This is a genomic window from Streptomyces sp. NPDC058620, from assembly GCF_042717135.1.
Lineage (GTDB): Bacteria > Actinomycetota > Actinomycetes > Streptomycetales > Streptomycetaceae > Streptomyces.
Window position 1 is genome coordinate 1 of the sequence record NZ_JBHXQO010000101.1, and the last position, 11,839, is coordinate 11,839.

7 protein-coding genes and 3 pseudogenes are annotated in these 11,839 nt (G+C 66.8%); 3 read left to right on the top strand and 7 right to left on the bottom strand.

Features of this window, described 5'->3' with window-relative positions; all coding sequences use genetic code 11:
• Positions 1-96: 96 nt before the first annotated feature.
• The 5 genes from ACFWSK_RS36555 to ACFWSK_RS36575 form a co-directional block, all read right to left on the bottom strand.
• Positions 97-2,217, bottom strand: a complete 2,121-nt coding sequence (locus ACFWSK_RS36555) for a glycosyltransferase family 1 protein (RefSeq protein WP_383796163.1) — start codon at positions 2,215-2,217, stop codon at positions 97-99.
• Positions 2,214-3,536 carry a glycosyltransferase gene (locus ACFWSK_RS36560; RefSeq protein ID WP_383796167.1) on the bottom strand — a complete coding sequence of 441 codons (1,323 nt, stop codon included), beginning with the start codon at positions 3,534-3,536 and terminating at the stop codon, positions 2,214-2,216. Before ACFWSK_RS36560 ends, ACFWSK_RS36555 begins: the two co-directional genes overlap by 4 nt.
• A gap of 167 nt (positions 3,537-3,703) precedes the next feature.
• Positions 3,704-4,807, bottom strand: coding sequence for a non-hydrolyzing UDP-N-acetylglucosamine 2-epimerase (gene wecB / locus ACFWSK_RS36565; protein ID WP_383796170.1), 1,104 nt, complete (start codon positions 4,805-4,807; stop codon positions 3,704-3,706).
• A complete protein-coding gene (locus tag ACFWSK_RS36570) occupies positions 4,804-6,012 on the bottom strand; it encodes an acyltransferase family protein (protein ID WP_383796173.1) in 1,209 nt (402 codons plus the stop codon). Before ACFWSK_RS36570 ends, wecB begins: the two co-directional genes overlap by 4 nt.
• A gap of 82 nt (positions 6,013-6,094) precedes the next feature.
• Positions 6,095-6,706 carry an acyltransferase gene (locus ACFWSK_RS36575; protein ID WP_383796176.1) on the bottom strand — a complete coding sequence of 204 codons (612 nt, stop codon included), beginning with the start codon at positions 6,704-6,706 and terminating at the stop codon, positions 6,095-6,097.
• Between the two features lie 298 nt (positions 6,707-7,004).
• On the opposite strand from ACFWSK_RS36575, the gene ACFWSK_RS36580 reads away from it, so the two are divergent.
• Positions 7,005-8,522: a N,N-dimethylformamidase beta subunit family domain-containing protein gene (locus tag ACFWSK_RS36580; RefSeq protein WP_383796179.1), complete on the top strand. Its 1,518-nt coding sequence runs from the start codon at positions 7,005-7,007 to the stop codon at positions 8,520-8,522.
• A 108-nt stretch (positions 8,523-8,630) separates the two neighbouring features.
• Here ACFWSK_RS36580 and ACFWSK_RS36585 read toward each other — a convergent pair.
• Positions 8,631-9,317, bottom strand: a pseudogene (locus tag ACFWSK_RS36585) (FG-GAP repeat domain-containing protein); the annotation flags it as partial.
• Between the two features lie 44 nt (positions 9,318-9,361).
• Here ACFWSK_RS36585 and ACFWSK_RS36590 point away from each other — a divergent pair.
• Positions 9,362-9,613, top strand: a pseudogene (locus ACFWSK_RS36590) (transposase family protein); the annotation flags it as partial.
• Positions 9,614-9,646: 33 nt separating this feature from the next.
• Here the strand turns inward: ACFWSK_RS36590 and ACFWSK_RS36595 are convergent.
• Positions 9,647-10,882 (bottom strand): IS110 family transposase, encoded by a 1,236-nt coding sequence (locus ACFWSK_RS36595; RefSeq protein ID WP_383796182.1) that lies wholly within the window; start codon positions 10,880-10,882, stop codon positions 9,647-9,649.
• Between the two features lie 400 nt (positions 10,883-11,282).
• Here ACFWSK_RS36595 and ACFWSK_RS36600 point away from each other — a divergent pair.
• A pseudogene (locus ACFWSK_RS36600) lies at positions 11,283-11,675 on the top strand (transposase); the annotation flags it as partial.
• Positions 11,676-11,839: the final 164 nt, after the last annotated feature.

Consider the following 11,839-nt stretch of genomic DNA (forward strand, 5'->3'; position numbering starts at 1 on the left):
GCGCCCCGGCCGCCGGGGCGCCGCGCGCACAGTAGGCTGGGCCCACACCCCACGGGGTGTGGGCCCTCCGTCCTGTCCGAATCCCGCAGGCCGATGTCAGCCCAGGAACAGCTCGTCGAAGTGCTTCTGGACGACGGACCAGTCCCATGTCCCGACGGCATGCTCAGAGGCCTGCTTGCAGGCATCGAGCCAGGATTCCTCGGTCGCGGTGACCTCGAGAATGCGCTTGGCGGCCTCCTCGGGCGAGGCCACGACCCAGCCCTCCGGGTAGAGCGTGCGGGCGCTGTGGGGCTTCCCTGCGTAGAAGGGCCAGTCGCGGACGACCGGCACCGCGGCGCTGGCAGCGCCTTCCATCAGACCCACGTGGCATCCCTCGCGCACCGACGAGCTGAGGATGACCCCGATGTCGGTGAGCGCCGCTGTTACGTCGTCGGTGGGCCCCAGACGTACGACGGCGCCGGACTCCACCAGCGGCTTCAGCTCCCGTTGCAGCAGCGCCAGGTACTCGGCGGTGGCCTTGCTCGTCTTCGGATTCATGTCGTTGCCGACCAGGAGCAGTCGGTAGCGCTCGTCGTGCTCGCGCACGCGGTTGAGTACTTCCACGGCCCACCGCGGGTCCTTGGCGACCTGGCTGATCCCGATCAGGCCGAGGTTGAAGCGCGCGTCGGGAGACTTCGGACGGAGAAATCCCTGGAGTTCCATCGCGTTATCCAGGACGTGCATACGGGGTGCGGACGCCTCGTGCAGCTGCGGAACCAGCGACGTCACCAGATCCTTCACGTGCGGGGCGACGAATACGAGATCGTCGACCCGGGAGAAGTCGGTCATGTGGGGCCAGCGGGTGAACGCCTCGTAGCTGTGCAGCCGCACCACGATCCGGGTGTCGCCTGGGTCGATCGTGGTCAGCATGGCCGCCGGCCCCACCGACCAGTCGAGGAACACCGTGTCCGCCCAGTCAAGATGCGGACGCATCAGCCGTTCCACATCCCTCTGGTACTCGGACGTACCGTCGGACAGTCGGTCCTCGAGTATCTGAGGCGCCGACCAGGCGATGCGCTTGAGCGACTTGTGGGCGGCGAGGTCCAGGAACCGAAGTTCGACACCGAGGTGATCCTCGTACCGGGCGAGGATGTGCTGGAGGAAGTTGGCATTGTTGCTGGTAGTCACCAGCAACCGCAGCGGCCGGTCGGCCGGAGGGCTCTTGGGCGGTGTCTTCCTGCCGCGGGGCAGTGCGACTGCTCGGAACGCGGGGGACTTCTGGAGCGGTGCGACGAATCCCTCCGCGTCCTTCGCCAGCGGTGAGCTCAGCTGATCGATGTGCAGGACGCGGTGGAAGCCGAGTGAGAGCGCCCGATACAGGGACGCCGCCGCCGATTCGTACAAGCCCTTGGCGTACTGGTCGTCGGCGTGGGCGAGGTGTCCGTCGACAGCCTTGCCGAGGTCACGTGGGCTGATGCCCTTGGAGACCTCGGTCATGGCACTTTCGTGGAGCAGCTGGGCCTTGAGCGCGGGATCCGTGACTTTCGCAGCCGCTGCGCTGAGCGCTATGGCTGCACCGCTGATCCGTCCTGCCTCCTCCATGCCCTCGGCAACGTAGCGTGAGGCCGTCGCCCGGACCGGTCCCGGCATACCGGGAACGGCCACGGCCGATCGCCAGAGCCGAGCTCCGACGGAGGAGCGCATGACGGGGCGCGAGGTGGCGGCTCGCATCATCGCGGCGGGAAGGCCGCTGACGGAGCGCCGCACGTCCCTGACCACGGCACCGACCGGCGGGAGCGCCGCCGGACGGAGCGTCCCGCCCGAGAGCCGGTCCACGGCTCTGAGTGCCGGAGCGATGCCGAAATGAGCCTCGGCCGCGGTGTTGTACTGGGCGAGCCGCCAGACGGTGTAGACGGCGCCCGGGTCCAGGGCCACGATCACATGGGCCGTGCGGGCCTGCTGGCGCAGCCAGCGGTCGCGATGCGACTGCATCCACACGCGCATGCCCGGCGGGGATTTCTTGGCCTTGCGGCGCATGGCTGAACTGCGCTTGTTGAGATTGCGCGGCAGCTGGTGGACCCCGTCGAGTTCGGCGTGGGTTAGTTCTTCGGCGACTGAGGTCACACGGAAGGTGCCGGCGAGGTACACCTTGGCGCCCCGTTCCCGGAACTTCACCAGAGAGTCGGCGAAAAGCCCCAGTTGGGGTCTCTTGGTGGCGATGAACAGGACGTCGGTCACGACGCGGGTCCTCCGGTGACGATTGACTTCTCGGGGAGGGCAGCCGTGCCCCCGGCGCTGACGTGTTCGGCCTTGTCCGCGGTCAGCTGGTCGACAAGCTCCCGAACCGCCACCGTCATGAGCGACTCACGGGTGTACTGGTCGGCGTGGGCCATCGCTTTGGAATGTGCCTCATCGCTCGTGTCGACCGCCATATGGGCGGCGCTGACGAACGCCTCGGTCATGGCGTTGACGTCGAGCCCCACGGCCCCGGTCCACAGCGGGTGGCCTCGCAGTACGTTCGAGGCGTCGTGCTCCACGACGTGGGCGGAGACGATGGGCAGACCCGTGGCCATGTACTCGTAGACCTTGCCGGAGGTCACATAGCGGCCCCCGATGAGGATGAGGACCATGGCATCCCAGCGCGCGTAGATCTCGGCCACTTCGGCCTTGGAGGCGGGTCCGCCGAAGTGGACTCCGTCCGCCTCCGACTCCTTGAGTATCTCGGCGTGCCGAGTGGCCCCGCGTCCCGCGCCGTTGCCGATATGGCCGCGGACCTCGAAACGCGCGTTGGCGAGCAACGGCTCCTGCTCGCGCGCCGCGCGCCAGGCGTCCAGCACCTTCTCAAGGTGCGTTGCGGTGAAGTTCACCGTGCCCAGGTAGCCGAAGACGAGTCCCGCATCAAGGTCGGGCTTGTGGGCACGGCCTGGCGAGCTGTCAGCGTCGTAACCGTTGCGCACGACCCGCACGCGGTCCGCGAAGTTCGGGTAGCGGGCACGGTAGTGCTCTGCGATCGGGTCGTTGACAACCCACAGGGAGACAGCGTGGTCCAGGATCTCCTGCTCCCAGCGGCCCAACTCGGACTCCCGGGAGAAAGCCTCAGTGCCCTCGATGACGTCGATGGACCAGCCGTCGCGGAAGTCGACGGCGTACGGGACGCGCGCCTCCTCCCACAGCTTCCAAGCGGCGGCCAGGTTCACGTACGGAACACAGCTGGCGAGCAGTAGGTCCGCAGGATGCTCCTGGTGAATGTCCAGCGCGGCCTGTTCCAATACCCCGCGCCACTCGCCGAAGCTGGCCTCGGGGAAGGTTCTGGCCTGGCGCTTGCGCAGTTCGGTGACCCACTTGGTGGGGTTGAGGGCCCGCGCTTCATCGAAGAGACGGATGTCCGTCTCCAGGTCTTCGCGCGAAAGCGGCAGCTCGACCACTTTCACGCGCGGGTCGACCTGCTCCAGAAGGGTGAGGTCGATGCCGGAGTCCAGTTCCCACGAATCCTGGGCGATGGTGACGACAGTGACGTCCCAGCCGACGTTGATGAACTGGTTTGCGGTCTCGCGCATGCGGTAGGCGCAGCTCTTTGCGGCCGGCGGAAATCCGATGGCGAAATAGATCACATGAGGTCGCGTGCCTTTTGTGGGCAGCCCCGACCTAGGAGACACTGACATAAGCGGTGACGCTAGCACGGTGACATATACGCGTATTCGCACCGAATATGGTGCGGCGTAGTTCACGCGGACCGGCTGCCCCCTTTCCATTCTTCCATGATCCGGACAACATTTTCCGCTGCATGCCCATCGCCGTACGGTGTGCCCGGGTCGCCCGTCGGTGCTGGGCGGGAGACGGTGGCGGCCCACTGCGCCGGGTCCATCTCATGCGGGTCGGGAACCAAGACGTTCCAACCGGTGTGGACGGTTTCCACCCACTCGGTCTCGGGCCGGATGGTCGTGGTGATCCGCTCAAGGAGGAAAGCCTCCTTCTGGAGGCCTCCCGAGTCGGTGACCACGCCCGACGAGGCGAGGACGGCGGCGATGAGGCCTGCGTACGGGAGCGGCCGACCGACGTGGACGGCTCCCTTGCGCAGCTCGATGCCGTGCGCCTCGGCGCGTGCCACGAGCCGCGGGTGGGCAAGCAGGGCGACGGGCACGGGCAGGCCCGCGAGGGCGTCGATGATCGCGGACAGCCGCGCGGGATCGTCCGTGTTGTCCGGGCGGTGCAGCGTGGCCAGCAGGAACGGCTTCGAGGGGTCGATGCCCTCCGGCAGAGCTGGAGCCGCGTGTTCACCCGCGCGTACGGCGTCCCGGATGCGGAGGCAGATGTCGACCATGACGTCCCCCGCCAGCTCCGTGCGTTCGGACAGCCCCTCGGACGCGAGGTGGCGTACGGCCTCCTCGGTCGGCGCGAGCAGTAGATCGGCGCAGTGGTCGGTCAGCACCCGGTTGTGCTCTTCGGGCATCCGGCGGTTGAAGGACCGCAGACCGGCTTCGAGGTGGGCCACCGGCAGGTGCTGCTTGACCGCCGAAAGAGCCCCGGCGATCGTCGAGTTGGTGTCGCCGTATACCAGGACCCAGTCGGGCTTCTCCGCTTCCAGCACCGGGTCGAGCGCGGAGAGCACCGATCCGGTCTGCACTCCGTGGCTTCCGGAACCGATGCCGAGGTGTACATCCGGGTCAGGGATTCCGAGACCGTCGAAGAAGACGTCCGAAAGGTCCGCGTCGTAGTGCTGTCCCGTGTGGACGATGACGTGCTGGTGATCGGTCCGGGCGAATGCCGCTGCCACAGGAGCCAGCTTCACCAACTGGGGTCGAGCACCGACGATGCTGATGACTTTCATTGCACGCTCTTCTTCTGAATCGCTTGACGTTGAGATGAGGAAAGGGTGTGCACGCCTGGCTGGTATTCCCCGGGCTCCTGTGGCCCGGCCTGTCCCGTACGAGAGCGGGCAGCACCGCCTGGGCCTCGACGACGTAGCAGGCGTTCGAGTGGATGTTCCACGCAATGGTAAGCAATCGCAGCCAGGGCCAGACTCAGCACCAGCGTGGCACCCCAGATGCAGACGGTATCGAGCCGTCCCTCCGGTTTGCCGTACACGCCCACCAGGGCTCTCAGCACGATCTCGTGGAACAGGTACCACGCGAAAGACCACTGCCCGAGTCTGACCATGCCGGGCCCGGCGAGAAAGGTCCGGCTCCGTTCCACGTCGGCCGAGGCCGCTGCAGCGACCAGCAGTGCGAAGAGCGGCGCGGACAGCAACTGGGACGCGCTGTACGGGCTGTACCAGAGGCTGTCGGGTACGGCGTGGGACCAGGGGATCAGCACCAGGTGCCAGGCGACAACCGCCGCGACGGCGACGTGCAGCCCGCCCGGCGGGCGCCAGCCCCGCTTCACGGCCAGCCCGGCGGCGACCCCAAGGACGAACTGGAGCGTCCGGGTCGGCGGGAAGTAGTCGAGTGCCCACACCCGCAGCAGTGAGTCCGTGAGCAGGGCACCGCTCAGCCAGACCCCCACAGAGGCGGCGCACACGGTAACTGCGATGGCCACACGGCCCCGCGCGCTCCGCATCAGGGGCAGCGCCAGCAACACCGGAAAGAGCAGGTAGAACCAGGCTTCGTCGCTGAGAGACCAGGCGGCAGGATTTCCGCCCACGAGATAGGGGCGTTCGGGCACCCAAGCGTTCACGAGGGTCAGGGTGGCGACTGCCCCTCGCAGGGAGAAGTCGGTTCCCAGTGCGCGCCAGACGGCCATGGAAGCCACGGTCGACACGGCCAGCAGCGGCCAGATCCGGGCGAACCGGCGCCAGAGGAAGACGGCCGCAGGCACGGATTTGCCGTCGTACGTCCACGCCAGCACGAAGCCGGACAGAACGAAGAAGAAGGTGACCCCACTCCGCCCGTACCAGGCGAGATCACTGATCCAGGGAAGCTGGCCGGCCTGCCGCGACAGGTGATAGAGCACCACGGCCAGCGCTGCCCAGAAGCGCAGCCCGGTGAGCGAGTCCAGCCGCATGTGCCCGGCAGCCTGCTTGGCGTTCCCCGCCATGGGTGTCACCCTCTTCTGCATGGACGTATGAGCCACTCGGGCGGAGGCGTCGCGTCCGCGGTGGTGGAATCCCGGTGCTCGGTCACGGCTTCAGACCGCGCGGCTCGGTGAGGATCCCGTCCTTCTCCTCGTACGCCGTACCGGTCTGCGGGCACTCCCACACACCAGGCTCGCCCGCGCGCTCCGTCAGCCGCACCCCGCTGTGGCCGACCCAGCCGATCTGCCGTGCTGGTACGCCTACGACCAACGCGAAGTCCGGCACGTCCTTCGTGACGACCGCACCCGCCGCCACCATCGCCCAGCGCCCGATCCGTACCGGCGCCACACAGACGGAACGGGCACCTAGGGAAGCGCCCTCGGCGACCTTCACACCGACGGCCTGCCAGTCGCCGCCACGCTTCTGCTTGCCTTCGGGGTCCACCGAACGCGGGTTGTGGTCATTCGTGAGCACCACGGCGGGCCCGACGAAGACACCGTCACCGAGCTCGGCGGGCTCGTACACGAGGGCGTAGTTCTGGATCTTTACGTTGTCGCCGATCTGTACACCGGTGCCGACATACGCACCGCGGCCTACCACACAACCTGCACCGAGCCGGGCGTCTTCACGGATCTGCGCGAGTTCCCAGACACTGCTGCCGTCGCCGATCTCGGCACTGTCGTCGACCTGAGCGGTGGGCCGGACTCTGTAGTTCACGTGTGACGCCTTCCGGAGAGGGATTTGCCCGGAGAGCTTACGTTCTCCGATTCCGCGCAGTGGGTACCAGGCAGCCGTCCAGCCGAAGCGCCGGCCTCCGATCCGGCCGATCCCTCCAGCTGACCGCAGGTGTGGCGGAACACACACTCGCCCTGTCTACGCTTCCAGTCCGGGATATCCTTACGATGACCTGTCGTTGACAGGAAGCGCACATAATCTCCTCCTGCGCCCATATGTCACACACAGCTGTGACGCGTGAGGCACGAGGCCTGGCGTCCGGGTCTCGGAGGTTCGTCCCGTGTCGAAGGTGTCTCGTCGCGCTGCCCTAGGTGCCATCGGGGTCGGCGCTGTTGCCGTCGCCGGCTATCAGTTGCGGGGCACGGCCGAGTCCCATGCCTTCTCGCGTCCCGAGGCACGGACCGGCGACAACGCTGTGGTGGAGGAGAACAAGGCGGCCGGCTCGGACGCCTGGACCATGGGCCGGGACGCCACTACCACCGCGGACGACAAGGTGGTCCAGATCCAGGGCTACGCGTCGAAGACCTCGGTGGCGCCTGGCGATTCCCTCGACTTTCACATCTCGTCCCATGTGGCACAGGCATGCACCGTGGCGATCTACCGCATCGGACACTACGGCGGTGTGGGGGCCCGACAGCTGACTTCTCGCAGCGAGGTGCGCGTGGAGCCGCGTGCCAAGCCGGAGGCAGATCCCACCACCGGGCTCGTAGCCTGCGACTGGCCCGTTTCGTGGACTCTCGATATACCCAAGTCATGGGTGTCCGGGATGTTCCTGGCCGTCTTCACGTCCGAGGACGGTCATCGCAGCTACACCCCATTCGTTGTGCGTGACACGACGCGCCGTTCCGATGTTCTGCTGGTCGTGCCCTTCACCACCTACCAGGCGTACAACATCTGGCCCACCGACGGCCGCATCGGGAAGAACCTGTACCGGGGGTTCACCGCCGAGGGTTTGCCGGGCGGCAATCCAGAGCGCGCCTTCAAGGTCTCGTTCGACCGGCCCTACGCCGAGGCCGGGACGCCCGCCTGGTTCGACATGGACATCAGCGCCGCCCGGTGGGCGGAGCAGGCCGGATACGACATCACGTACGCGAGCAGCGTGGACCTGCACGAGGGACGGATCGATCCGTCCCAGTACACCGTCATCATCTTTCCCGGACACGACGAGTACTGGTCCAAGAAGATGCGGGACTGCGCTGAGGAAGCGGTGGATACCGGCACCCATCTCGCGTTCTTCGGATCCAACAACATCTACTTCCACATTCGCATCGAGTCCGCTGCCGACGGCCGGCCGGGTCGCGTGGTGACCTGCTACAAGCAGGACCCAGACCCCACTCCCGGGGCCGGTGGCCCCACGGAGCGCTGGCGGACGCTCGGCAAGAAGCATCGCAAGGCCGAACAGGGTCTGCTGGGCGTTCAGTACAACGGCATGATCAAGGCCCCGGTCCCGCTGGTCGTCCGCGAGAGCAAGCACTGGTTCTGGTCCGGCACCGGACTTCGGGACGGGGACGAGCTGCCGGACCTTGTCGCTGTCGAGGCCGACGGCTTCGATCCGTCCATGCCGCGTCCCGAAAACGCGACACAGACCCTGCTTTCCGAGTCCCCGTACAACGACAGCATGGGCCGGGGCCGCAGGATTCAGAACACCAGCCTCTGTGAGGACAAGAGCGGCACGCTCGTGTTCGTGGCGGGAACCTTCCACTGGCCGCTTGCTCTGAGCAAGGCGGAGCACCTCGATCCTCAGGTACAGCGGGCTACGAAGAACCTCATGGACCGCATGCTGACGCCGCGGGGGTAAGGAGACCCCATCACCGCCCCCGACACCACCCATCCTGTGCCTCCCCCTTCTGAGCGGAGCTCTTCGGAAGGCACAGGATGCTCAGCCTTTACCCGGCGGGGCGGGCGGTCAGATCACACTGCCGGTCCACTGCTTCACCGGGGAGTTGAGGTCGGTTCCGGTGCTGGTGAAGGTGAACAGGGCGTCGATACGGCGGCCGTCGGCACTGGTGCCGGCACGGTAGAGGGCACCGACGTCATCCTTGCCGTCGTTGTTGAAGTCACCTGACACCGGCTGGCTCGCGTTCCAGCTGAAGGAGCCGGTGCTCGTCCAGACCTCACGCGGTGCAGCGAGGTCGGTTCCGTCGCTGGTGAAGGTGAAGAGGGCCGAGTGGTGGACGCCGTCCGCCGTGGTACCGCGGTTGTAGAGGACGGCGACGTCGTCCCTGCCGTCACCGCTGTAATCGCCTGCAGTCAACTTGGAAGCGTTCCAGTTGAAGGCGCCACTGCTGGTCCACGTCTTGCGCGGGCTATTGAAGTCCGTGCCGTCGCTGGTGAAGGTGTATAGCGACGAGATGAACTTGTCGTCGGCCGACTTGCCCCCGTTGTAGAGGACGGCGACGTCGTCCTTGCCGTCCTTGTTGAAGTCGCCCGACGTCACCTTGCCGGCGCTCCAGGTGAAGCCGCCCGTGGTGGTCCAGGTCTTGCGCGGGTTGTTGAATGCGGCGCCGTTGCTGGTGAAGGTGTAGAGCGACGAGATGTTGCCGGTGCTCGAGGAGCCTCCGTCGTAGAAGACGCCGACGTCGTCCTTGCCGTCACCGTTGTAGTCGCCGGAGGTGACCGTGCTCTTGCTCCAGCTGAAAGGGCCGCCCGTGGTCTCTTCCGCTGGAGGACCGGGTGCTGCTGGTGGCGGCTTACTGGCGCACGAACTTGACGTTGCGCCAGTTGGCCCCGCTCTTCGGTATCGCGAAGTCCGCGGCCGACCGCATCATCGACCACCTCGGGCCATCGCTCGCGCTCCAGCAACGCAAGCGGTTCCGCAAGGACACCGTGCTCATCGTGGACGGCACCCTGGTCCCCACCCGCGACCACAGTGTCGCCGAGCAGTCGAAGACATCTCATGTCGCCGGCAGGTCAAGTAGGCGGTCAGGCGGCAAGCTCCAGGGGTGCCGCGAAAGCACGATCGGGGTCGAATGGCGTGCGGTGTTGTAGGCAGTGGTAGAGGCAGCCGAGCAGTTTGTTGAACAGGTTCCTGAGAGCTGCCGTATGGCGCTCTCCACCAGCGCGCCGTCGGTCGTAGTGGGCGCGTGGAGCCTGCGTGCGAAGGGCTGCGAAGGCCGACATGTGCCCGGCTGAGGCCAGCCGCTGATTCTTGACGGTCCGTGCCACGACGACGTGGCTGTGCCCGGAGGCCCGCGTGATAGGGGCCGCTCCCGCGTACGCTTTCATGGCGCGGGCATCTGCAAAGCGTTCGCGGTCATCTCCGAGCTCGGCGAGAACTCGTGCTCCGGAAAGTACAGACAGCCCAGGGAAGCTGGTAATGATTTCGGCATCTGGGTGCGCGAGGAATGCCTCCTCCGTCGCCGTCGCGAGCTGAGCGACGCTGTTGCATGAGGCGTCGACCTGGCGGATGAGCGCTACTGCCTGGTGTCCCATAGCCTGCTCGACCTGCGGCAGCTGCCGCAGGCAGTCGGCGCGGAAGATTGCCCGAAGCCGCTCGACCTCAGCCTCGATTCCGCAGCGTGGACGCTCGCCGCGCTTGAGCAACGCACGCAGTTGACTGCGGGAGAGTTTGGCAGCGTCGGCCGGCGTGGGTGCGGCGGTGAGAATGACGCGGGCACGTGGCGAATCGAGTCCGGGTTTGCCGGGGCCGTGGAAGGCGATGAGGGCGGCTGGAAAGTACTCGCGCAGGTGTGACCGGAGCCGGTTCAGCATCTGTTGCCGGTCCCAGATGGCGTCCTGGTGAGCGCGGGCCAGGACGGCGATGGCCTGCCCAGCCTCGCTGTCGTCGGGCAGGGGGCGGTGGGCGTGCCGGTCCGTCCGAAGGATATTTGCTAGAACACGGGCGTCCGCTGCGTCGGACTTGGCTCGGGAGACGCTGGCGCGATCGCGGTAGCGGGCCGCGGCCAGTGGGTTGATTGCGTAGACCTGTCGGCCGGTTGCCCGCAGGCCAGCGACGAGGAGGCCGCGTGGCGTCTCGATAGCGACAGGGATCGGATGCTCTGCGGAGTCACCGTGCCTGCTCAAGAGTTCGGTCAGTGCGTGGAAGCCGGCGCTGTCGTCGCTGATCCGTAGCTTGGCGACCTGGGATCCGTTCTGGTCGACCAGGGCTATGTCGTGGTGCCCCTCCGCCCAGTCAATTCCGCAGAAGATCTCGCTCAACACTGTGCCTCCGTATCAACCTGCAGGTTGGTCCCGTGCGGAGCACGCGGCGCTCTAATAGAAGTGCTCTGGGCACGCCATCTCATGAGCCGTTCGTGTCTCCAGCGACCGGCAGGGACCTCGGTCTGCTGGAGAGCTCATTGGCTCGCGAACTGATGAGAGGTCGGCCCCTGCCGGCGGGCTGAGGACATGAAAGCTGGTGGTTCGAGCGTCTGCCGGGCGGGACCGGTCTTTGACGAGAGGTCAAGGCCCCGGAACTACCGAAGGTCTCCGCCCGGCAGGGCACAGGCGAGGCAGGGCCGGTCTGAGCAGAGGGATCCAGTCCCAAAACGGCGGCAAGCTTCGACCTCGCCTGGTGGCCCTTGCACTCACGCGCCTGGGTTCACCGATGACCTATTAGAACTACCGGTACTCCACCAACTACCAGGTCGTCATCGACGCCGACACCCGGCTCGTCGTCCTGGTCGGCCGGCCCCTGCCCGGCAACCGCAACGACTGCAAGGCATGGGAGGAGTCCGGTGCGAAGGCCGCCGTCGGCAACACCATGACGATCGCCGACGGCGGCTATCCGGGCACCGGGCTCGTGAAGCCCCACCGCCGCCGCAAAGGCGAAGAGCTACCCGACTGGAAACAGGCCCACAACAAGTCCCACAAACAGGTCCGCGCCCGCGTCGAGCACGTCTTCGCCCGCATGAAGACCTGGAAGATCCTCCGCGACTGCCGTCTCAAGGGCGATGGCGTCCACCACGCCATGCTCGGAATCGCCCGCCTGCACAACCTGAACCTCGCCGGACAGGCACGCGGTCGGACTCGTCACCGCCCACGTCCACACCAGGCAGAGATCATTTACGGGACGAGCCTTACGAGCTCGTGCATGGTTGGTGGTGCGCGTCGAGGGCCGAGGTTTGGCCGTCGTGTTCACATTCGCACGCTGCTGGCGATGGTGGCGGTCTGCTG

What these genes read in the sequence shown, in the direction of transcription:
- wecB (WP_383796170.1), bottom strand. Translation starts at nt 4,807, where the DNA reads ATGAAAGTCATCAGCATCGTCGGTGCTCGACCCCAGTTGGTGAAGCTG.
- ACFWSK_RS36570 (WP_383796173.1), bottom strand. Translation starts at nt 6,012, where the DNA reads ATGGCGGGGAACGCCAAGCAGGCTGCCGGGCACATGCGGCTGGACTCG.
- ACFWSK_RS36560 (WP_383796167.1), bottom strand. Translation starts at nt 3,536, where the DNA reads ATGCGCGAGACCGCAAACCAGTTCATCAACGTCGGCTGGGACGTCACT.